This window comes from Actinomadura rugatobispora (assembly GCF_055379765.1).
This window is the reverse complement of sequence record NZ_AP029191.1, coordinates 551650-573125: the sequence shown is the minus strand read 5'-3', so window position 1 is coordinate 573125 and position 21476 is coordinate 551650. Positions and strand designations below refer to the sequence as shown.

Here is a 21476-nt window from a genome sequence, read left to right as displayed (position 1 = left end):
GCTCCTGGTCAGGGGGTCGGGGAGCCGGCCGGGGCGGTACGGCCCGCGGCCGATCGGGAGATGGCGCCGCCGAAGGCGCCGACGACCGGGGACGGCGACCGGACGGTCAGATGGTCGAGGCCGATCGCGGGCCGTCCCGCGGCCGCCGCGATCACCTCGGCCAGCACGTCGGCCACCTCTTCGGGCGACATGAACTCCTCCTGGGCCAGCCCGCGCACGCTCCAGTCCTCCAGGGCGCGGTGCAGCAGGCCCGGTTCGAAGCCGGTGCCGAAGTCGGTGGGGAAGGTGGCGCCGACCTTGACGACGGTGAACCGCAGGCCGGGATGCTCCGTCCGCCACCCCTCGACCAGCCGTTCCAGCGCCGCCTTGGTGGTGGCGTAGCCGCCCAGCGCCGTGCGGGGCTGGCCGACGGTCTCCGACGACAGCACCATCGCCATGGCGCCGGGCGCCAGCTCCGGGAGGCAGGCGCGCAGCAGGCGGTGCGCGCTCAGCACGTTGGCGTCGAACAGCCCGCGCAGCTCCTCGCCGGTGGTGTCGGCGATCATGCGGAGCTTGGCGGCGCCCACGCAGAAGACCAGGACGTCGATCCCGCCCAGCGCGCGGCGCGCGGTCGCCGCGATCCGGGCGCAGTCGTCGTCGCGGCACAGGTCGGCGGCCAGCCGCTCGCCGCCGCCCGCCTCCGCCACCGCCGATTCGAGCAGCTCGGCCCGGCGCGCGGTCAGCAGGACGCGCGCGCCGTCCCGGACCGCCCGCACCGCCAGCGCCCGCCCGATGCCCGCGGACGCGCCCGCCACCAGGATCCGCCTGCCCGCCAGGGAGCCGCCGTCCGTCACGGCGTCGTCGTCGTCCATGGTCCGCCGGTCACCCCGTCTCCGCGATCGTCTTGATCTCCAGGTACTCCTCGAAGCCGGCCACGCCGCTCTCCCGCCCGACACCGCTCTGCCGGTATCCGCCGAAGGGGGCGTCGGCGCCGTAGAACAGGCCGCCGTTGACCGAGATCGTCCCGGTCCGGACCCGGTGGGCGACCGCGCGGGCGCGCTCGTCCGACGCGCTGACCACCATGCCGGACAGGCCGTACCGGGAGTTGTTGGCGATCCGGACGGCGTCGTCGTCGCCGTCGTGCGCCAGCACCGCGATGACCGGGCCGAAGATCTCCTCCTGGGCGACCGTCGCGTCGGGATGGACGTCGGCCAGCACGGTCGGCTCCACGTAGTGGCCGGTCGGCAGGTGGGCGGGCACGCCGCCGCCGAGCGCGAGCCGGGCCCCCTCCCGGAGGCCGGTGGCGATGTGGCCGCGGACGCGCTCGCGCTGCCGCTCGCTGATCAGCGGCCCCATCAGGTTGCCCGGATCGGTCGGATCCCCGTACGGCCAGCCGCGCAGGGTCTCCACCAGCATCTCCAGCCCCTCCTCGTAGCGGGACCGGGGCAGCACGAGCCGGGTGAGGATGGCGCAGCCCTGACCGGCGTGCGTGGTGATCTGGAACGCCGCGTTGCCGACGGCCTTCTTGAGGTCGGCGTCGTCCAGGGCGAGGAGGGCCGACTTGCCGCCCAGCTCCAGGAAGACCTTCTTGATGGTGCCCGCCCCGGCGCGCATGACGGTGCGTCCGGTCGCGGTGGACCCGGTGAAGGAGACCATGTCGACGCGCTCGTCCTCGGCCAGGAGCTGGCCGATCTCGTGGCGGGACGAGGTCACGACGTTGAGCACGCCCGGCGGCAGGTCGGTCTCCTCGGCGGCGAGGCGGCCGAGGAGGGTGGCGGTGTACGGGGTGTCGGGCGCGGGCTTGAGCACGACCGTGTTCCCCGCCGCCAGCGCGGGTCCGACCTTCGCCAGGTTGATCTGCATGGGGAAGTTCCACGGGGTGATGGCCCCCACGACTCCGACGGGTTCCCGGCGCAGGTAGCGGTGCGAGCGGATGCCATACGGCTCGGCGACGCCCAGGTCGGTGGTCCAGGCGTACCGCTCGGCGAGGTCGGCGACCCAGCCGAGGCCCTCGACGGGGATGTCGAGCTGGGCGCCGTGGGTGAGGGCCACCGGCGCGCCCGCCTCGGCGACGATCGTCGCGCGCAGCTCCTCGGCGTGCTTGGCCAGCGCCTGCTGGAGCTGGCGCAGGCAGCGGGCGCGGAACGCGGGGTCGGCGGCCCAGTCCGTGCCGTCGAAGGCCGCGCGCGCCGCGCCGATGGCGGCGTCCATGTCGGCGGCGGTGGCGTCGGCGGCCACTCCGATCCGCTCCTCGGTCGCCGGGTTGACGTCGGGGAACGTGCCGCCGCCGGACGCCGGGACGAGCCGGCCCCCGATCAGCATCCGCTCCTCGCACTCGACCTCCGGCATGGGGCCTCCAGGGTGCTCGGCCGTTTTGTAGACTTGATGATATATATTATCCGCACAACTCAGAACAGCCAATGCCGGGCCAGCGCCGCCCGCCGGCACGGGCCGCGGACGGGGCTCCCGCGCAGCGTCGAAGGGTGCGCCCATGCGCTTCGAGGAACGGGTCGCCGTCGTCACCGGTGCGGGTCAGGGCATCGGCGAGGCCTACGCCAAGGCCCTGGCCGCCGAGGGCGCCAGGGTGGTGGTCGCCGATCTCAACGGCGAGCGCGCCGCGGCCGTCGCCAAGGACATCGAGGCCGCGGGCGGCACCGCCCGCGCCGTCGTGACGGACGTGGCCGACCCCGAGAGCGCGCGGGCGATGGCCGACGCGGCGGTGGAGGCCTACGGCGGCATCGACCACCTGGTCAACAACGCCGCGATCTACGGGGGGATGAAGGTCGAGGCGCTGACCAAGGTCGACCTCGACTACTACCAGCGGTTCATGGCGGTGAACCTCAACGGCGCGCTGCACTGCACCCGCGCCGTGTACCGCTCGATGCGCGAACGCGGCGGCGGCTCCATCGTCAACCAGTCGTCGACGGCGGCCTGGATGGCGGGCGGCTTCTACTCGATCGCCAAGGCGGCCCTCAACAGCCTCACCGTCAATCTCGCCGCGGAGCTGGGCTGGATGAACATCCGGGTCAACGCCCTCGCGCCCGGCCCGACCGACACCGCCGCCACCCGCGGCGTCGTGCCCGAGGAGTTCATCGACCCGATGGTCCAGGGGCTCGCGCTCAAGCGCCTGGGCACGCCGCAGGACCACGTGGGCGCCCTGCTCTTCATGCTCTCCGACGACGCGCCCTGGATGACCGGCCAGATCGTGGCCGTCGACGGCGGCCACATCGTGCGCATCTGAGCGGAGCGCCGGGCGGCCGCCCTTGAAGCCAGAGATCAATATTGTATAAAATAGTTTGGTGAGCGACTTGGCTACCGGCACGATCACGGACGAGGGAGTGGAGCGGCTGCGCGCCCGCATCGGCGTCCCCCAGGTCTACCCCGCGCCGCCGCACTACCGCCGTCCCGGCGAGGACGCCTTCCGCCACGTGGCGTGGGCCTACGGGGACGACAACCCGCTGTGGTCGGATCCCGGGTACGCGGCGGGCACGCGCTGGAAAGGCGCCATCGCCCCGCCCGCCCTGGTCGGCGGCGACAGCCTGATCGGCGAGGACGCCCTCAACGACGCCGAGCTGGAGCGCCAGGGGGAGTTGAAGGGCGATCCGCTGCGCGGCGTGCACGCCTTCTATGCCGCGAGTGAGCGCGAGTGGTGGGCGCCGTTGACCGCCGACCACGAGATCCTGCGCCGCACGGCCCTGGTCGGCGTGGTCGACAAGCCCAGCGACTTCGGCGGGCGCGGCGTGCAGGAGTGGACCGCCCAGGCGTTCCAGACCGATGCCGGGACGCTGCTGGGCGCCCAGTACCGGATGATGTTCCGCACCGAGCGGGGCAAGGCCCGCGAGCGCAAGAAGTACGACGACGTCGCGATCGAGCCCTGGAGCGAGGAGGCCGTCGCCGACCTCGACTCCCGGTACGCCGCCGAGGCCCCGCGCGGTGCCGAGCCGCGCTGGTGGGAGGACGTCCAGGTCGGCGACCCGGTGGGGCCGCTGGTCAAGGGGCCGCTGACCGTCACCGACATGGTCTGCTGGCACGTCGGCATGGGCATGGGGATGTACGACGTGGCGCCGCTGCGGCTGGCGTACAAGAACCGGCGGCGGATCCCGCGCTTCTACCACCGCGACGAGCTGGGCGTGCCGGACGCCATGCAGCGGGTGCACTGGGATCCGGCCTTCGCCCGCAAGTCGGGCAATCCGACCACGTTCGACTACGGGCGGATGCGGGAGACCTGGCTGATCCACGCGTGCACGGACTGGATGGGCGATGACGGGTGGCTGTGGCGGCTGCGGGTGGAGTTCCGCCGCTTCAACTACGTCGGCGACGTCCAGTTCGCCGAGGGCGAGGTGACCCGCCGCTACCTGGCCGAGGGCGACCGCCCGGCGGTCGATCTGGAGTTGCGCACCCGCAACCAGCGCGGCGAGATCACCTCGCCCGCCACCGCGACGGTGCTGCTGCCCAGCCGCGAGCACGGCCCGGTCCGGCTCCCCGACCCGCCCGGCCGGGCCACCACGCTGGAGGGGGCGTTCGACGCCACCATCGAGCGGTTCGCCCGGGAGCGGGCGTGAGCGCGGCGTCCGGTGACGAGCTGGCCCTGCTGCGCGACTCCGTCCGCGAGGCGCTGCGGGACCTGTCGCCTCCGGCGGAGGTCAGGCGGCAGATGGACACCGGGCGCGGCTGGGACCCCAAGACCTGGCGGCGCCTGTGCGGCGAGCTGGGCCTGGCCGGGCTGGTGGTCCCCGAGGAGCACGGCGGGGCCGGCTTCTCCTACGTGGAGCTGGGCGCGGTGTTCGAGGAGGCCGGGCGCGCGCTGCTGTGCGCCCCGCTGCTGTCCACCACCGGACTCGCGATCCCGCTGCTGCTCTGCCTCGACGACCCGCCAGCGCGGCGCGAGTTCCTGCCGGACCTGTGCTCGGGATCGCTGGTGGCGACCGTGGCGCTGACGGACCCCGACGGTCGGCTCCTGCCGGACGGCGCCGTCGCGGAGGCGTCGGCGCGGGGGGAGGGCCACGTGCTGGACGGTGCCGCCGGGTTCGTGGTCGACGGCGCGTCCGCCGACCTGCTGCTCGTGCCCGCGCGGCTGGACGGCGGCGAGACGGCGGTGTTCGCGGTCAGGGCCGGGGCGCCCGGGTTGACCGTGACGCCGCTCGTCACGCTCGACCCCACCAGGAAGCAGGCCGCGGTGGCCTTCGACGGCGCGTCCGCGCGGCGGCTCGGCGAGGCGGACGCGGCCGGGGCGCTGCGCCGGGCCCTGGACGTCGGCCGCGCCCTGCTGGCCTGCGAGCAGGCGGGCGGGGCGGCCCGCTGCCTGGACGCGGTCGTCGAGCACGCCGGCTCGCGCGTGCAGTTCGGCCGTCCGATCGGCTCCTTCCAGGCGGTCAAGCAGCGGGCCGCGGAGATGCTCATCCGGGTCGAGTCGGCGCGGTCGGCGGCGATGGCCGCCGCCCAGGCCGCGGCGGAGGACCCGCTCGCCGGGTCCGGCCGCGGCTCGGGCGACCTGCGCGACCTGCCGGGGCTCGCGGTGGCCGCCGCGGTCGCCGGGTCGTACTGCTCAGAGGCGTACGCCTTCGTCGCGGCCGAGACCATCCAGCTGCACGGCGGCATCGGCTTCACCTGGGAGCACGACGCCCACCTGTACTACAAGCGCGCCTGGACGAGCGGCGAGCTGCTCGGCAGGCCGGCCGACCACCTCGAGAGCCTCGCCCGGCACCTGGAACACAGCCATCCGGCGGAACGGACTGACTCCCCATGACCTACGAGACCCTCGTCGTCGAGCGGCGCGGCCATGTCGGCTGGCTGATCTTCGACCGTCCCGACCGGCGCAACGCGATGAACAACCAGATGCGCGACGAGCTGCGCGCCGCCTGGACCGAGCTCGCCGAGGACCCCGAGGTCCGGGTCATCGTCAACACCGGCAACGGCCCGGCCTTCCAGACCGGCGCCGACGTGATGGAGCTGGCGAGCGACGGCGTGGGCATGGAGCGCTACCGGGAGTCGGTGGAGCGCTGGGACCTGGGCTTCACCTCCTGGTTCCTGGGCATCGACAAGCCGGTGATCGCGGCCGTCAACGGCGTCTGCGCGGGCGGCGGGCTGCACTTCGTCGCCGACGCCGACATCGTGCTGGCCGCCTCCGACGCCACGTTCACCGACCCCCACGTGTCGGTCGGGCAGGCCAGCACCATCGAGATGATCGGCCTGATGCGCAAGATGCCGGCCGAGGCCGTGCTGCGGATGGCGCTGGTGGGCCGGTACGAGCGGATGTCCGCGGCGCGGGCCCGCGAGCTGGGCATGGTGAGCGAGGTCGTCGATCCGCCCGAGCGGCTGCGCGAGGCGGCGGCGGAGCTCGCGGAGAAGGTCGCGCGCAACTCGCCCGCGGCGCTGCGCGCGACCAAGCGCGCGCTGTGGGGGGCCCTCGAACAGGGGCTCACCGACGCGTGCAGGGCGGGCGCCGCCGAGCTGACGGGGCTGTGGGGCCACCCGGACCAGGCCGAGGGCCCGGCGGCCTTCGCGGAGAAGCGCGAGCCGCGCTGGAAGGCCGAGTAGGACACCATGAACCACCAGGACACCCCCGGACGCACGGCCTTCCGGGAGCTGGCCCGCGCCTGGCTCGCCGCGAACGCCCCCGCCTTCGCGGGCACGGTCCGGCACCGGCTGCACTTCGAGTCCGCGCCGTCCGCCGAGGAGTACGAGAAGGCCGAGGCCGAGAGCGTGCGCGCCGCGCAGGCGTGGCAGGCCCGGCTGCACGAGGGCGGCTGGGCCGGGATCTCCTGGCCCGAGGCGTTCGGCGGGCGCGGCCGCACCCCGGCCGAGGAGGCGGTCTTCGCCGAGGCGGCGGCGGCCTTCGACGTCTCCGTGGGCCCGCTGCTGATCGGGCTGTCGATGGTCGGGCCCACCCTCATGCGCCACGGCACGCCGGAGCAGCGCGCCGCGCACCTGCCGCCGCTGCTGCGCGGCGAACGGGTCTGGTGCCAGCTCTACAGCGAGCCCGAGGCGGGGTCCGACCTCGCCGCGCTGCGCACCCGCGCCGTCCGGGACGGCGACGACTGGGTCGTCACCGGGCAGAAGGTGTGGAGCTCGCAGGCCAGGTCGGCCGACTGGGCGATCCTGCTCGCCCGGACCGACCTCGACGTGCCCAAGCACCAGGGCATCACCTACTTCCTGCTCGACATGCGCTCGGCGGGCGTCGAGGTGCGGCCGCTGCGGCAGATGAACGGGTCGTACCACTTCAACGAGGTCTTCCTCGACCAGGTCCGCGTCCCCGCCGGCGACGTGGTCGGCGAGCCCGGCGGCGGCTGGGCGGTCGCCCACACCACCCTCGCCAGCGAGCGCGCCATGATCGGCGGCGGGGGCGGGGCCAGGGCGGCCGAGCTGCTGGCGCGGGCGCGGGCGCGCGGGCGCGACGGCGACCCCCTCGTCCGCCAGGCGCTCGCCCGGGTGCACACGCTGGACGAGGTCCTGCGGATCCTGGGCCTGCGGATGCGCGCCGCGCTCGACCGGGGGGAGCGGCCCGGCCCCGAGGGATCGATCATGAAGCTGCTGGTGACGCGCCGCGCCCACCAGGCCGCCGAGCTCGGCCTCGCCATCGACGGCCCCGGCGGGCTGCTCGCCGGGACGGGCGCCCCCGGCGGAGGCGATCCGCAGCAGCAGCTGCTGAGCGCCCAGGGGCTGCGCGTCGGCGGCGGGACCGACTCCATCCAGCGCAACGCCATCGCCGAGCGCATCCTCGGCCTGCCCAGGGAGCGGGCGGCCGACCGCGACCTGCCGTTCCGCGACGCCCTGAAGGCCCCTGGCGACGCCTGAGGGCCTCAGCCGGTGGCGGCGGCCTCCAGGCGGGCGACCAGGCTCTCCCGGTGGTGGTCGGTGTCGCCGAAGAGGAGCTGGGAGCTCTTCGCCCGCCTGAAGTACAGGTGCGCGGGGTGCTCCCAGGTGACGCCGATCCCGCCCAGCACCTGGATCGTCTCGGTGGCGACGCGCATGAAGGCGTCGGCGCAGCAGGACTTGGCGAGCGCCGCCGCCGCACGCGGATCCGCGACGGCGTCCGGGCCGGGCCCGGCCGCCGTCCACATGGCGTGGTGCGCCGTCGCCCGCGCCGACTCGACGTCGATGTACATGTCGGCGCACGCGTGCTTGACGGCCTGGAACGCCCCGATCGGGCGGCCGAACTGCACGCGGGTCTTGGCGTGCTCGACGGCGGTCTCCATCATCCGCTGGGCGCCGCCGACGCACTCGGCCGCCAGCGCCACGGCCGCGTGGTCGAGCGTCTGGGCCACGATCGCCGTCCCGGCGCCCGGGGCGCCCACCGGAAGCGCCGGCGTGCCCTCGAACTCCAGGCGCGCCAGCCTCCTGGTCGGGTCCAGCGCGTCCAGCCCGGTCCGGGTCATGCCCTCGGCGTCACCGGCCACCGCGTACAGGCCGGTGCCCTCCTCGCCGGCGGCGGTGACCAGGACGAGGTCGGCCGCGCAGCCGTCCAGGACGAGGTCCTTGACGCCGTGCAGCAGCAGCCGCCCGCCCGACCGCCGCACCGTGACGTCCCGGGCGGACGGTTCCCAGCCCCGCCCCGGCTCCTGGAAGGCCAGCGTCGCCACGGTCACCCCGCAGGCGATGCCGGGCAGCAGCTCGCGGGCCGCGCCCTCGTCGCCCGAGGCCAGGACGGCGCGGACGGCCATGACGCCGGTGGCCAGGTACGGCGCGCACAGCAGCGCCCGGCCCATCTCCTCCAGCACGATGCCCGTCTCCACGGCGCCGCCGCCACCGCCGCCGTACTCCTCGGGCACGGCCAGGCCCTGGAGGCCGAGCTGGGCGCCCATCCGCGTCCAGGCGTCCCGGTCGTAGCCGGTGGCCGAGACCATCAGCCGGCGGACCTCCGTCTCGGGCGAGGTCTCGGTGAGGAACGCGCGCACGGTGCGGCGCAGTTCGTCCTGCTCCGGGCTGAAGATGAGGTCCATGCGCATCCCCCTAGTGCGGGCCGAGGCCGAGCTGCTCGCGGACCGGCACCACGGGCGGGTTGGTGAGGGTGCGGCGCTGCCAGTTCGCGCCGTCGACGACCAGCGTGTGGCCGCTGATGAACCCCGCGTAGGGCGAGGCCAGGAACGTGGCGGCCCAGCCGAGCTCGTGCGGGCTGCCGACCCGGCCCACGGGCTGCCGGTCGTCCTTGTCGTGCGCCCGGTCGAGGTTGCCGCGGATGTCGGCGGTCATGTCGCGGTGCGGGAACATCCCGGGGACGAGCCCGTTGACGGTGATGCCGTAGGGGCCCCACTCGACCGCGAGCGACTCGGTGAGGTTCTTGACCCCGGCCTTGGCCGCCGCCGAGTGGGCGAACCCCGGCCCGCCCGTCCAGGCGTACGACGCGCCCACGTTGATGATCGTGGCGGGCGTGTCGGCTGCCAGGTGGCGGCGGGCGAACTCGCGGGCGCACAGGAACGTGCCGTTGAGGGTGATGTCCACGACGGTGCGCCAGGCGTTCGGGCTCATCTCCTCGGCCGCGGCCGGGAAGTTGGCCGCGGCGTTGTTGACCAGCACCCGGGGCCGTCCCCCGAACGCCTCCTCCACCGCGTCCAGCGCCGCCGCGATCCGGTCCGGGTCGCGGATGTCGCAGGGGTGCGCGGTGGCCGTCCCGGGGAACTCCGCCAGTGCCGCGAGCCCGGCCCGCAGGTGCTCGTCCTTGCGCGACAGGACGGCCACGTCGGCGCCGAGCCGGGCGAACTCCACCGCGATCGCGCGGCCCAGCCCGGTGCCGCCGCCGGTGACGACGACGCCCGTGCCCGTGAACGCGCCCGGGTGCAGGGCGGAGCGGCCCAGCGGCGGCGGGGGGACGGGCATCTCAGCGCTCGCCCTGCTTCAGCAGCGGGGAGCGGGTGTTGGACGGCCACGCCGGCCGGTGGTAGCCGCGGAAGTGCAGCTCGCCGCCGCGCAGCTCGCGGACGGTGAGGAAGTCGCCCTTGTAGCCGCGGTGGTCGTACTCGGCGAAGGTCAGGTAGCAGCCGGGTCCGCCGTTGGTGCACGGCATCCACTTGATCTTCTCCAGCCCGGTCTTGACCTCCTCCGGGGTGGCGATGCGGGCGTTGGCGATGCCGTGGATCGCGGCGCGGGCGCTGTCGTAGGACAGCGCCACCACGACGTTGCGGGACACGCGGCCGAAGCGGGCCTCGAAGCGCTCCAGCATGGCCTCGTAGTTGGGGTTGGCGCCGTCCTCGCCGAGCTGGTCGACGCCGTGCCAGCCCTCCAGGCCCTCGGCCCACTTGTTGGAGTTGGAGTAGAACATGAACGCGGTGCCCATGAAGCGGGGCGGGTCCCAGTCGAGGGCCTTGAACGCCTCGGCGAAGTGGAAGGTCGAGTAGCCGTACCCCATGTAGACGATCGCCTGGGCGCCCTGGTCGCGCATGGTCGCCAGGTTCTGCTGGAAGTTCCTGGGGTTGGGTGTGAGCCGGACCTCCTTGATGACCTCCAGGTCGTACTGCCGCGCGGCCGTGCGGAAGTAGTCGGCGTACAGGTCGCCGGAGGAGCCCTGCTCCCAGAAGAAGCCGATCTTCTCCAGGCCGTTCTGGAAGCACCAGCTCGCGGCCATGGCGCCCTCGGTGGGGATGTCGCCGTTGGCGACGGTGAAGCAGTACTCGCCGTGGAACAGGGTGGTGCCGGTCCAGCTGAGGGCGGACACCCCGGCGGCGTTGACGGTGTCGCGCAGGTTCAGCGCGTTGTCGGAGATGAACGGGCCGATGACCACCGTGCAGCCCGCCTCGACCAGCTTCTCGTAGCCCTGGCGGACCTTGCGGTAGTTCTCCCTGGGCAGGCCGCGGGCGTCCACCGTGAGGATCTCGACGGGACGGTCGTAGACCCCCTCGTTGAGGGCGTCCTCGACGGCCAGGATGATCGGGTCGATGGTGTCGGCCAGCAGCTGGCCGAGGTCCATGTCGATCAGCAGGCCGATCCGGACCGGCTCGAACGGGTCGCCCTGGCCCACCACGCCGCGGGTGGGCGGGTAGATCACGATCGACTCCACGGCCTTCTCGCCGATCCGGCCGCTGCCCTGGTACCACAGCTCGTTGCGGTGGCCGCCGGCCTCGGTGTCGGTGCCCGAGCGGACCGTGGCGACGGCCCGGTCCGGGCGGGCGATGCCGTGGTCGACCGGGGCGGGGAACATGCGTTCCGCGTGGCGGGCACCGTCCTGCTCGGTCATCGGGTGATCCCTCCTTCGGGCCGGCACCGCGCCGGCGGCGCCCTGCCGGGCCTGGTCTTCGTGGACAGCCGTCGTCAACTTATATATAAAATCCAGAATCAGACAAGCAGCCGGATCGCCCGGACGGGCGCGGGGCGGAGGTGGGCGGCGATGACCGGTGCGGCGGGCGCCGACGGCGCGGGGGAGTTCCGGGCGGTCCGGGACGAGCTGGAGATCCGGGGCGCCCTCGCGCGGATCGCGATGCTGTCGGACATGGGCGACCTGGACGACTACGCGGCGCAGTTCACCGAGGACGCCGTCTGGGAGATGCCCGGCGTCCCGGTGAAGCGGGGCCGCGCCGAGATCCGGGCGGCGGGCGCGGCGCGCCGCGCCGAGGGGGCCACCGGCCCGGGCAGCGGCACCCGCCACGTCATCGGCACCACCGCGGTGGAGGTCGGCGGCGACGGCGGGACGGCGGTGGCGGAGTCGTACTGGCAGTTCTACGTCCGCACCGGCGCCGAGCCGCACCTGCGGTCGATGGGCCACTACCGCGACACCTTCCGCCGGGAGCCGGCGGGCTGGCGGCTGGCCCGCCGGGAGATCACCCCCGGTTGACCCGCCTTCTTTATGTTATATATTTTCTGCAATCTAAGGGATGCCGGGCACGCGGCGGCGCGGAGGTGCGGGTGGACGTCAGCCTGACCGAGGAGCTGCGCCTGCTGGCCGAGTCGGTCGCGTCGCTGGCGCGCCGCCACGCCACCACCGGCGGGCACCGGGACGGCGCGGCGATCGCCGGTCCCGGGCCCGACCGGGCGTGGCGGGCCGTGGTGGAGATGGGCCTGCCGGGCATGCTGCTGTCCGAGGAACCGGGCGACGGCCCCGGAACCGCCACGTCCCGGCCCATGGCGAACGCGACCCTCGCCGCCGCCCTCGCGGTGGAGGAGCTGGCGCGGGGGCTGGTGCGCGCGCCCCTGATGGGCACCCTCCTGGCCACCGCCCTGCTCGCCCCCGCCGCTGCCGAAGACCCCTCGGGAAGGGCCGCCGAGGCGGCACGCGCCCTGGCCCGCGGTGAACGGCCCGGAAGCGTCGTCCTCGACGGCGACCTGCTGGCCCCCGCCGCCCACGGCATCGCCTGGGACTGGAGCGACGGCGCCCTCGTCGTCGCCGTGGACGGCCCCGGCCTCGCCGAGACCGCCACGACCGGGCCCGCCGAGAGCGCCGACCCGACCCGAGGGCTCGCGAGGACGGCGAGCGCCGTCCAAGGCCCCCGCCTCGGCCCGGTGGAACCGCACCACCTGGTGCGCTGGGAGGCCCTCGCCCTCGCCCTGCTCTGCGCCGACCTGGTCGGCACCCTCGCGGGGACGCTCGACGCGGCCCTCGTCCACGCCCGTACCAGGCACCAGTTCGGGCGGCCCATCGGTTCGTTCCAGGCCGTCCAGCACCTGGCCGCCGACCAGCACGCGCTCATCGAGGGCGCCCGCAGCTGCGCCTGGCACGCCGCGTGGGCGGTGGACGCGCTCGGCCCCGAGGAGGCCCGCGACGCGGCGCGCGTCGCCAAGGCGTTCTGCTCGGAGATCGCCCGCCCGGTCGCCGAGGCCGCCCTGCAGATCTGGGGCGGGCTCGGCATGACCTGGGAGTGCGTCGCCCACCTCTACCTCAGGCGGGCGCTCCTTGACCGCCGGGCCCTGGGCGACGAGGAGCACCACTTCGGCGTGCTCGCCGACCGCCTGGGCGCCGTCCCCGCCGGAGCCCGTGCATCCGGAGCCGGCGCATCCGGAGCCGGTGCATGCTGACCTACGAGGACTCCCCGCAGGAGGCCGACTTCCGCGCCGCGCTGCGCGCCTGGCTCGCCGGGCACACCCCGGCCGGTCCGCGCCCGCTCGGCGGCCCCGAACGCGCCGCCTTCGACACCGCCTGGCACCGCGCCCTCTTCCGGGACGGCTGGATGGGGCTGTCGTGGCCCGCCGACTACGGCGGCCGCGGCCTGCCCCCGGTCTACGAGGCCGTCCTCGCCGACGAGGTGGGGGCCGCCGGCGCCCCGCCCGTTCCGCACTCGGCCTTCCTGGGCAGGGCGCTGCTCCACCACGGGACCGCCGAACAGCGCCGCCGCTTCCTGCCGGGCCTGCTCAGCGGGGAGGAGATCTGGTGCCAGGGCTTCAGCGAGCCGGACGCCGGCTCCGACCTCGCCGCCCTGTCCACCCGCGCCGAGCCGGCCGGGACCGGCTACGTCGTGACCGGCCGGAAGATCTGGACCAGCGACGCCGCCTGGGCGGACCGCTGCCTGCTGGTCGCCCGCACCGACCCGGGCGCCGCCCGCCACCGCGGGCTGTCCGCCCTGGTCGTGGACATGGGCGAACCCGGGGTGACGGTCCGGCCGATCCGCCAGGCCAACGGGGACGAGGAGTTCAACGAGGTCCTCCTGGACGGCGTGCGGGTCCCCGCGGGACGGGTCGTCGGACGCCCCGGAGACGGCTGGCGGGTGGCCATGACGACGGTCGCCTACGAGCGCGGGCCCGCCGACATCGGGTTCTCCTCCCGGTACGCCCGCGCCATCCGGCGGCTGGCCGGGCAGGCCGCGCACGCGGACCGTCCGCCGGCGGTGCGCCGCGCCGTCGCGCGGGCCTTCGTGCACACCGAGATGCTCAGGCTGCACGTCCTGCGCAGCCTGTCGGCGCGTTCGGACGGCGCGCCGCCCGGCCCCGAGAGCTCGGTGGACAAGCTGCTGTCCACGCGCACCGAGCAGCTGCTGTACCAGGTGGCCATGGACGCGCTGGGCACGGCGCCGCTCCTCGGCGACGAGGGCCCGGCGCTGTTCGACTACCTCTACTCCAGGGCCGCCTCCATCGCCGGGGGGACCAGCCAGATCCAGCGCTCCATCGTCGCCGAGCGCCTGCTGCACCTGCCGCGGGCCAGATGAGGGAAGCCCACGACCCCACGACCCCACGACGCTGAAAGGGGCGAGCATGGCGGACGCGCCACCCGCCGGGGACCGGATCCGGTACGAGACCGACGGACCCGTCGCCGTCATCACCAACGACCATCCCGGCAAGCACAACGCCTTCGACGACGCGATGGACCTCAGGCTGTTCGAGATCCTGGAGGAGATCGCCGCCGACGCGCGGATCCGCGCGGTGATCTGGCGGGGCGAGGGCCGCTCGTTCTCCTCGGGACGCGACGTCGGCGCGATCGGCGCCGGAACCGCGGAACTGACCCACCACGAGCTGATGACCCGCGGGCACCGCGGCATCCAGCGGCTGCTGGACCTGGAGGTCCCGGTCCTGGTGGCCGTGCAGGGGTGGGCGATCGGCGCCTCGTTCCAGCGCGCCCTGCTGTGCGACGTCCGGGTGGCGGCCGAGGACGCGCGCTTCATGCTCCCCGAGGTCGCGCACGGCGTCATCCCCGACACCGGCGGGGTGGCCCGCCTGTTCCAGATCTGCGGGCACGGCGTCGCCTCCGACCTGGTCCTCACCGGCCGCGCGATGGACGCCGAGGAGGCCCTCCGGCACGGGATCGTGTCCCGGGTCGTGCCGCGCGCGGACCTGGACGCGACCGTCCGGGAGATGGCGGAGAAGGTCGCCGCGGCGCCGTTCCTGACCGTCCGGATGGCGCGCCGGACGATCCGGAGCCTCGGCGAGCCGCAGGTGAGGGCGTCCATGGCGGAGGAGCTGATCGCGCAGACCTTCGTCCAGGGGTCCCGCGACTACGGCGAGTTCCGCGTCGCGCGGGCCGAGGGGCGGGAGCCGCGCTACACCGGCAGCTGAGGGCCGGACGCGGCGAACAGGCCGCGCTCCCGGAACAGCAGCGCGACCAGGTCGCCCTGGCGCCGCAGCATCCGCGCGTACGCGTCGGCGGCGCGGCCGGGGTCGCCCGCGCGGACCGCGTCCAGGATCGCCCGGCTCCCTGCCCGCTCGGCCTCGATCGCCCCCGGGACCAGCGCGAAGAAGTTGCCGGGCACGACCCCGACCATTGCCCGCAGCACCGCCCGCAGCCGCGGCGAGCTCGCGGTCTCCAGGATCAGCCGGTCGAACTCCCGGTTCAGCTCGGCCACGGCCGCGGGATCGTCCTCGCGCTGCAGCGCCGCGCACAGATCGGAGAGCCGGTTCGCGAGCTCCGGCGTGCGGCGCTCGGTGGCGCGCCGGGCCGCGAAGCCGAACACCAGCCCGTACAGCGCGTAGTGGTCGCGCACGGCCGCCTCGTCGAGCGAGCCGATGAACGCGCCGCGATGGGGCCTGATCGTGATCCAGCCCTCGCGTTCGAGCGACAGCAGCGCCTCCCGGACGGGGATCCGGCTGACGCCGAGGGCGCGCGCGATGTCGCCCTGCGGGACGCGGTCGCCCTGCCGCAGCCGCCCGTCGAAGATGAGCCTGCGGATGTAGAGCGCCGCCTGCTCGCCGCTGCTGCGCCGGACCAGCGAGTCGTCGGGGGCCGGCAGGGGCGAGCCGGGCGGTACGGGGCTCACGGCGCGCTCCCGTCCGCTCTGACGAGGGCGCCGTCCCGCACCGAAAGCCGCACCAGTTCCGCCACCCTCGCCCTCCGTTCCACGGACACCGCTGACGTTTTATTATATATAAAATCAAGTGTGAATCGCAGGTGTGGTCGGCCGCCCCGGCTGGCCGGGGCCCGCGAGCCGGTGTTACCGTCGATTGAAGAGACCTCTTTATTTCCGAGGAGGAACGCATGCCGCGCTTCCCGTTCCCCGTCCCGAACGGCTGGTTCGCCGTCGCGCGCAGCGACGAGCTGGCGGCCGGCGAGGTCAAACCCGCCCGCTACTTCGGCCGCGACCTGGTGCTGTACCGCACGGCCTCGGGCGACGCCCGGGTCATGGACGCCTACTGCCCGCACCTGGGCGCCAGCCTCGCCCACGGCGGCAAGGTGGCCGGCGAGCTGCTGGAGTGCCCGTTCCACGCCTGGCGCTTCGACGGCGTGTCGGGCCGGTGCCTGGACGTGCCCTACACCGACGCCGAGCCCTCGCCCAAGGCGGTCGTGCGGGCGTACCCGGTCGTGGAGCGGTTCGGGCTGGTCTTCGCCTGGCACCACCTGGGCGGCGCCGAGCCGTACATCGACATGCCGGTGATGGAGGAGTTCGACGAGGAGGACTGGACCGACCCGGTCTTCCACGAGTTCGAGATCGCCACCTGCTGCCAGGAGATGGCCGAGAACAACGCCGACTACGTGCACTTCAAGTACGTGCACGGGATGGACACCGTGCCCGGCGGCGAGGTGGAGTACGACGGCTTCGTCAAGACCGTCACCGAGCGCCAGGAGTTCAGGAGCAAGAGCGGCAAGCTCTACCCGCTCGACTTCACCCGCAAGTCCTACGGGCTGGGGCTGGGCGCGCTGCGGCTCAAGGGCGTGATGTCGTTCGTGTCCTCGGTGACGCCGGTCGACGAGGAGAACGTGCACATCCGCTGGGTCTTCACCGTGCCGGAGTCGATGAAGGACTTCTCCGCGAAGATGATCAAGACGTTCGTGGACGCCGTGGCCGAGGACATCCCGATCTGGGAGAACAAGGTCTACGTCGAGAAGCCGTTGCTGATCCGCGGGGACGGCCCGGTCATCGAGTTCCGGCACTGGGCCGGGCAGTTCTACGGCGAGGGCGTCCCCGAGCGGCCGTGGCTGCCGCCCCGGGTCAAGCGGCTGGAAGGCAGCGGTGTCTGAACGGTCCCCCGGCCCGCGCGGGGCGGAGACGCGGGAGCGGATCCTGGACGCCGCGGAGCGGCTGATGGCCGAGCGCGGCATCACCGGGGTGTCGCTCAACGAGATCAACACCGCCGCGGGCCAGCGCAACACCGCCGCCCTGCACTACCACTTCGGCGGCCGGGACGGCCTGCTCCGCGCGATCATGCGCCGGCACGGCGACTGGCTGCGCGACCGGCACGACGAGCTGTACGCGCGGGTCGCCGCGACCGCGACCGGGACCGGGCGGGACGTGCGCGGGCTGGTCGAGGTGATCGTCCTCCCGGTGGCCGAGTACATCGGCCTGGGCGCCCGCCAGCGGCACGGCGTCCGGGTCTGGACCTCGGTGCTGGCCCAGCCGCGGCTGGCGATCGAGGAGGTGCGGTCCGTCGTGGACCCGTCCCTGACTCTCGCCGGGCGCGCCCTGGTGGAGATCATGGCCGCGGACATGCCCCGCGACCTGGCGGTCGAGCGGCTGGTCGTGGCGTCGCAGTCGGCCATGCACGTGCTCGCGGACCGGGCGGTGCTGGAGGACGCGCCGGAGCGCCGGCGCGAGCCGCTGCCGCTGCCCCTGGTGGCGCGCAATCTCGTCGACATGACCGTCGCGGCCCTCCTGGCGCCGGTCGGCGCCGCCACCCGCGAGGAGGCCGCCGGCACCCTCGGCGCGGTCTGAGCCGCCCGGGGGCTCGTCAAAGGTTCCCTCGACACGTAACATGTATAAAGAATCCAGTATAAGGAGAAGCCCGTGACCGAACAGGTGGCCCGCCCGGACCTCCTGGGGGAGCGGCTGGCGAAGATCCCGCCGCTGGTCGACGTCGACGCCCATGTCGTCGAGCCCCCCGACCTGTGGAGCACCCGGCTGCCCGCCCGCCACCGCGAGGCCGGGCCGCGGATCGAGTACGCCCCCGCCGGCGAGGTCGAGCTGGTGGACGGCCGGTACGTCGAGACCCCGGGAACCGAGGGCCCCGACGTCGCCTGGTGGGTCTACGAGGGGGCCCGGAGCCAGATCAAGCGCTACATCGCCGCGGCGGGCGTGCCCGCCGACGAGGTGACCAACGAGGGCATCACCTACGACGACATGCGCGCCGGGTGCTGGCAGCCCTCCGAACGCCTCGCCGACATGGACGTCAACGGCGTCCAGGCGCAGATGTGCTTCCCCAACTACCCGCGGTTCTGCGGGCAGATCTTCCTGTGGGGCAAGGACCGCGAGCTGGCGAGGCTGTCGGTCGAGGCCTACAACGACTGGATGGTCGAGGAGTGGTGCGGCTCGTCCGGGGGCCGGCTCATCCCGCTGTGCGTCGTGCCGCTGTGGGACGTGGAGCTGGCCGTCGCCGAGGTCCGCCGCAACGCGGCCCGGGGCGTCCGCGCGGTGGCGTTCAGCGAGCTGCCCGCCTACCTCGGCCTGCCGAGCCTGCACGCGCGCTACTGGGATCCGTTCTTCGCCGCGTGCGAGGAGACCGGGACGGTGCTGTGCATGCACATCGGCTCGGGCACCAAGACCCCGCAGACCTCGGCGGACGCCCCGCCCGCGGTGGGCGCCACCATCATCTTCGGCAACAGCGTGGCCAGCATGACCGACTTCCTGTTCTCCGGCGTGCTGCACCGCTTCCCGCGGTTGAAGCTGCTGTACGCGGAGGCGCAGATCGGCTGGATCCCGTACCTGCTGGAGCGGATCGACGACGTCTGGGAGACCCACCGCGGCTGGGCGCACACCCGCGACAACTGCCCTGAGCCGCCCTCGATGTACTACCACCGGCAGATCCACAGCTGCTTCTTCAAGGACGAGGTGGGCGTGGAGATCCTGCACAAGGTCGGCCTGGACAACGTGATGTTCGAGACCGACTACCCGCACCAGGACGGCACCTGGCCGCGTTCGCGCGAGGCGGCCGCGCTCCAGTTCGGCCACCTCGACCGGGAGTCCGTCCACAAGATCGCCCGAGGCAACGCCATCCGCCTCCTCGGCCTCGACCTCCCCGAAGGCTGAGGCCGCCGGGCGTCACCGTCCAGCGCCCCCGGCGGGCGGGCCCTCCACCGCGAAGGCGGCGCCGAGGACCTCGTGCAGCCGGCCCAGGGCGAGCCGTCCCTCGGCCTCCGAGGGCGGCGCGCCCGCGTCCAGCTCGGTGATCTGGAACGCGCTGACCAGGCCGGTGAACATCCGCGCGAGCAGCACCGGGTCGCCGTCCCTGAGGTCCCCGGCCTCCTGGCCGAGCCGGAACAGCTCGGCCTGCATCCGCTGGGCGGCGCGGAAGTTCTCCAGGATGCGGCCGTCGCCGGGCGGTTCCGACAGCGGCGGCGCGATCGCCCCGCCGCGCAGCACCAGCCGCCCGAACTGCGGGAACCGCCGGAAGAACCCCACCTGCCAGTCGGCCAGGTCCAGCAGCCGGCGCCGCGGCGGCAGGTCGGAGGCCACGATGCGGCGCATGCCGGGCAGGAACTCGGCCGCGCGGCGCAGCATGACCTCGCGGTAGATCTCGTCCTTGCCGGTGAACAGGCCGTACACGGTCCCGACCGAGAACTCCGCCAGTTCGGCGATCTCGCGCAGGGACGCCTCGTGGTAGCCGGCGCGGGCGAACACCTGCTCGGCCGAGTCGAGGATCTGGTCCCTGCTCAGCGCCCGGCGCCGCTCCCGGCGCTGTTCCCGCAGACTGCGCTCGGTCATCGGTGGTGGCGTCTCCCCTCTGGCGGCAGAGTGCATCGTCACCGCGCGCCACCCCGGGGGACCGGCGGACCCGTCCGTACGCGGAGTGATTGGATACCGACTAAAGTATATCTTCTGGGTGATGGACGGGGCCGCCGTCGTCGGCCGGCACGGACGGACCACGACCGCAGGGGGGCATGATGCAGGACTGGGGCGAGGTGTTGCCGGGGCACGATCTCTCCCGGATGAGCAGCGGCGAGCAGGTGCGGCTCTACCTGCGCCGGCTGATCTTCGACGGGGTGCTGCGGCAGGGGCAGCGGGTCCCGCAGGACGCGATCGCGCAGGCGCTGGGCGTGTCGCGGATCCCGGTGCGGGAGGCGCTGATCGCGCTGGAGCGCGAGGGCTGGATGACGATCATCGCCCATCGCGGCGCCTTCGTGAACGCGCTGGACGAGTCGGCGGTGCGCGACCACTACGAGCTGTACGGGCTGTTCTACGGCTTCGCGGTGCGGCGCGCGGTGGAGCGGCAGGGCGCGGAACTGGGCGCCAGGCTGGCCACCGTCCAGCGCGAGATCGCCAAGGCCGAGAGCCCGGAGTCGCTGCAGGAGCTGACGATGCGGTTCCACCGCCTGGTGGTGGACGGCGCGCAGTCGCCCCGCCTCAAGAGCATGCTCAAGCAGATGACCGGGATCGTCCCGGGCAACTTCTTCGAGCTGGTGCCCGGCGCGCACGGCGTGGAGAAGCGCGGTACGGCGGCGATCGTGCGGGCGATCAAGAAGGGCGACGCGGCCAAGGCGGAGGAGGAGTACGCCAAGATGCTGCGCAACCAGGGCGACCTGGTGGTCAAGCTCTTCCGCGGCCGGGGCATGTTCGAGGAGCCCGCCGCCGAGGCCGGCGCCGCCTCCCGCTGACCCCGCGCGCACGCGCCGGGAGGGCGTTGCGGGACCTTTGTGTACGTTGATACTAGTACTGATGTACACATCGCCTGGACGGAAGGCGCGCCGTGGGTGCTTCCCGTGATCCGGAGGGGCGCCGCCGCGCCATCATCGAGGCGGCGGGCCAGCTGCTCGCCGAGGTCGGCGCCGGCAGGCTCACCCACCGGCTGGTGGCCGAACGGGCCGGGGTTCCGCTGGGCGCCACCACCTACTACTTCTCCTCCCTGGAGGACCTGGTCGCCCAGACGGTGGAGTACGTCGGCGAGCGGGCGGCGCAGGACCTGAGGATGCTGGGCGAGCGCCTGGCGCACGGCGGTGACGTGGCCGCCACCCTGGCCGAGGTGTTCGCCGAGTACTCCCGGGAGACCAGGCAGGCGGTGCTGGTGGCGGAGATGTACCTGGCCGCCGCCTACCGTCCCGAACTGCGGCCGGTGGCCCGCCGCTGGTTCGACGAGATGGCCGGCCTGCTGGCCGGCTACGTGCCCCGGCCCGTGGCGGTGGCCGTCACGACCTACCTCGACGGCATGTGGATCCGGGTGATGCTGCACGAGGAGCCCCCGGACCGCGACGCGCTGGCCGCCTCCCTGCGGGCGCTGCTGGCCCTGGAAGCATGACCGGCCCCGGCGGGCGGAGCGGTCGCCGGCTGGCGCGCCTTCTCGTCTCGCGCGGCCTGCGCGCCGTGCGGGAGCGGAGGCGGGGGCGCGGGGAGCACCCGCCCATGTGGGAGCTCTGCGACGGGGGAGCCGCGCCGGACCGGGTGCACCTGGTGTGCCGGCCCGCCACCTGGCGGACGCTGAACGCGCTGCTGGACGACGGTCCCGGCCAGCCCGCCGGCCCGCTCGCCGGCGGCCTGGTGGAGATCTCCCTCACCCGGTGCCAGGTGGCCGCCCTCGTCCAGCGGATCGCCGGGATGCGCTGGGATCTGTGGAAGCCGCGGGCGCCGCAGCAGGAGGCCGCGATCCGCTTCTACCGCGCCGTCGACCGCGCGCTGGAGGAGCTGGCGCGCGCTCGGAGGCCCCTCGCCCAGCCCCTGCGCGTCGTCGTGGACGAGCCCCTCCCGCCCGCCTGATCGGCCCTGCCCGCAGGGTGCCGGGCGGAGCCC

General features: G+C 74.1%; 22 protein-coding genes. 15 read left to right on the top strand and 7 right to left on the bottom strand.

Annotated features, from left to right (window positions below):
- Positions 1–8 precede the first annotated feature (8 nt).
- Both ACZ466_RS02270 and ACZ466_RS02265 read right to left on the bottom strand, forming a co-directional pair.
- A complete protein-coding gene (locus ACZ466_RS02270) occupies positions 9–851 on the bottom strand; it encodes an SDR family oxidoreductase (protein WP_378287832.1) in 843 nt (280 codons plus the stop codon).
- Positions 852–861: 10 nt separating this feature from the next.
- Entirely contained in the window at positions 862–2328 is a 1467-nt protein-coding gene (locus tag ACZ466_RS02265; protein WP_378287831.1) for an aldehyde dehydrogenase, read from the bottom strand.
- A 142-nt stretch (positions 2329–2470) separates the two neighbouring features.
- On the opposite strand from ACZ466_RS02265, the gene ACZ466_RS02260 reads away from it, so the two are divergent.
- The 5 genes from ACZ466_RS02260 to ACZ466_RS02240 are packed head-to-tail and all read left to right on the top strand — an operon-like array spanning position 2471 to position 7773.
- Complete coding sequence (locus ACZ466_RS02260; RefSeq protein WP_378287830.1) at positions 2471–3220, top strand: SDR family oxidoreductase; 750 nt, start codon at positions 2471–2473, stop codon at positions 3218–3220.
- A 58-nt stretch (positions 3221–3278) separates the two neighbouring features.
- Positions 3279–4541, top strand: a complete 1263-nt coding sequence (locus ACZ466_RS02255; protein WP_378287829.1) for a hotdog family protein — start codon at positions 3279–3281, stop codon at positions 4539–4541.
- Positions 4538–5725, top strand: a complete 1188-nt coding sequence (locus ACZ466_RS02250; RefSeq protein ID WP_378287828.1) for an acyl-CoA dehydrogenase family protein — start codon at positions 4538–4540, stop codon at positions 5723–5725. Before ACZ466_RS02255 ends, ACZ466_RS02250 begins: the two co-directional genes overlap by 4 nt.
- The gene (locus ACZ466_RS02245; RefSeq protein ID WP_378287827.1) at positions 5722–6516 is read left to right on the top strand and encodes an enoyl-CoA hydratase/isomerase family protein; all 795 of its coding nucleotides are present in this window, start codon (positions 5722–5724) and stop codon (positions 6514–6516) included. The genes ACZ466_RS02250 and ACZ466_RS02245 overlap by 4 nt, the downstream gene beginning before the upstream one ends.
- A gap of 6 nt (positions 6517–6522) precedes the next feature.
- Positions 6523–7773, top strand: coding sequence for an acyl-CoA dehydrogenase family protein (locus tag ACZ466_RS02240; protein WP_378287826.1), 1251 nt, complete (start codon positions 6523–6525; stop codon positions 7771–7773).
- 5 nt (positions 7774–7778) lie between these two features.
- Here ACZ466_RS02240 and ACZ466_RS02235 read toward each other — a convergent pair whose 3' ends face one another.
- From ACZ466_RS02235 to ACZ466_RS02225, 3 genes are read right to left on the bottom strand one after another with little or no spacing between them, the layout of a single operon-like run.
- Positions 7779–8918 (bottom strand): acyl-CoA dehydrogenase family protein, encoded by a 1140-nt coding sequence (locus ACZ466_RS02235; RefSeq protein ID WP_378287825.1) that lies wholly within the window; start codon positions 8916–8918, stop codon positions 7779–7781.
- 10 nt (positions 8919–8928) lie between these two features.
- Entirely contained in the window at positions 8929–9792 is an 864-nt protein-coding gene (locus tag ACZ466_RS02230; protein ID WP_378287824.1) for an SDR family oxidoreductase, read from the bottom strand.
- 1 nt (position 9793) lies between these two features.
- The gene (locus ACZ466_RS02225; RefSeq protein ID WP_378287823.1) at positions 9794–11146 is read right to left on the bottom strand and encodes an ABC transporter substrate-binding protein; all 1353 of its coding nucleotides are present in this window, start codon (positions 11144–11146) and stop codon (positions 9794–9796) included.
- A 150-nt stretch (positions 11147–11296) separates the two neighbouring features.
- Between ACZ466_RS02225 and ACZ466_RS02220 the strand changes: the two genes are divergently transcribed.
- The 4 genes from ACZ466_RS02220 (at position 11297) to ACZ466_RS02205 (ending at position 14886) form a co-directional block, all read left to right on the top strand.
- Entirely contained in the window at positions 11297–11740 is a 444-nt protein-coding gene (locus ACZ466_RS02220) for a nuclear transport factor 2 family protein (protein WP_378287822.1), read from the top strand.
- Positions 11741–11811: 71 nt separating this feature from the next.
- Positions 11812–12918 (top strand): acyl-CoA dehydrogenase family protein, encoded by a 1107-nt coding sequence (locus ACZ466_RS02215; protein WP_378287821.1) that lies wholly within the window; start codon positions 11812–11814, stop codon positions 12916–12918.
- Positions 12912–14042: an acyl-CoA dehydrogenase family protein gene (locus tag ACZ466_RS02210; RefSeq protein ID WP_378287820.1), complete on the top strand. Its 1131-nt coding sequence runs from the start codon at positions 12912–12914 to the stop codon at positions 14040–14042. Before ACZ466_RS02215 ends, ACZ466_RS02210 begins: the two co-directional genes overlap by 7 nt.
- A gap of 46 nt (positions 14043–14088) precedes the next feature.
- The gene (locus tag ACZ466_RS02205; protein WP_378287819.1) at positions 14089–14886 is read left to right on the top strand and encodes an enoyl-CoA hydratase/isomerase family protein; all 798 of its coding nucleotides are present in this window, start codon (positions 14089–14091) and stop codon (positions 14884–14886) included.
- Here ACZ466_RS02205 and ACZ466_RS02200 read toward each other — a convergent pair.
- Positions 14871–15584: a GntR family transcriptional regulator gene (locus ACZ466_RS02200; protein ID WP_378287818.1), complete on the bottom strand. Its 714-nt coding sequence runs from the start codon at positions 15582–15584 to the stop codon at positions 14871–14873. The two genes, ACZ466_RS02205 and ACZ466_RS02200, sit on opposite strands and share 16 nt — an antisense overlap.
- Positions 15585–15802: 218 nt before the next feature.
- Here ACZ466_RS02200 and ACZ466_RS02195 point away from each other — a divergent pair, with 218 nt between their 5' ends.
- The 3 genes from ACZ466_RS02195 to ACZ466_RS02185 all read left to right on the top strand — a co-directional run bounded on the left by ACZ466_RS02195 (position 15803) and on the right by ACZ466_RS02185 (position 18785).
- The gene (locus tag ACZ466_RS02195) at positions 15803–16783 is read left to right on the top strand and encodes a Rieske 2Fe-2S domain-containing protein (protein WP_378287817.1); all 981 of its coding nucleotides are present in this window, start codon (positions 15803–15805) and stop codon (positions 16781–16783) included.
- Positions 16776–17474: a TetR/AcrR family transcriptional regulator gene (locus ACZ466_RS02190; protein ID WP_378287816.1), complete on the top strand. Its 699-nt coding sequence runs from the start codon at positions 16776–16778 to the stop codon at positions 17472–17474. Before ACZ466_RS02195 ends, ACZ466_RS02190 begins: the two co-directional genes overlap by 8 nt.
- Positions 17475–17546: 72 nt before the next feature.
- Positions 17547–18785: an amidohydrolase family protein gene (locus ACZ466_RS02185; RefSeq protein ID WP_378287815.1), complete on the top strand. Its 1239-nt coding sequence runs from the start codon at positions 17547–17549 to the stop codon at positions 18783–18785.
- Between the two features lie 12 nt (positions 18786–18797).
- Here ACZ466_RS02185 and ACZ466_RS02180 read toward each other — a convergent pair whose 3' ends face one another.
- On the bottom strand, positions 18798–19460 hold the full coding sequence (locus tag ACZ466_RS02180) for a TetR/AcrR family transcriptional regulator (protein WP_378287814.1): 663 nt from the start codon (positions 19458–19460) through the stop codon (positions 18798–18800).
- Between the two features lie 176 nt (positions 19461–19636).
- On the opposite strand from ACZ466_RS02180, the gene ACZ466_RS02175 reads away from it, so the two are divergent.
- The 3 genes from ACZ466_RS02175 (at position 19637) to ACZ466_RS02165 (ending at position 21443) form a co-directional block, all read left to right on the top strand.
- Positions 19637–20350 carry a GntR family transcriptional regulator gene (locus ACZ466_RS02175; protein ID WP_378287813.1) on the top strand — a complete coding sequence of 238 codons (714 nt, stop codon included), beginning with the start codon at positions 19637–19639 and terminating at the stop codon, positions 20348–20350.
- A gap of 92 nt (positions 20351–20442) precedes the next feature.
- Positions 20443–20988, top strand: coding sequence for a TetR/AcrR family transcriptional regulator (locus ACZ466_RS02170; RefSeq protein ID WP_378287812.1), 546 nt, complete (start codon positions 20443–20445; stop codon positions 20986–20988).
- Positions 20985–21443 (top strand): hypothetical protein, encoded by a 459-nt coding sequence (locus ACZ466_RS02165; protein WP_378287811.1) that lies wholly within the window; start codon positions 20985–20987, stop codon positions 21441–21443. The genes ACZ466_RS02170 and ACZ466_RS02165 overlap by 4 nt, the downstream gene beginning before the upstream one ends.
- Positions 21444–21476: the final 33 nt, after the last annotated feature.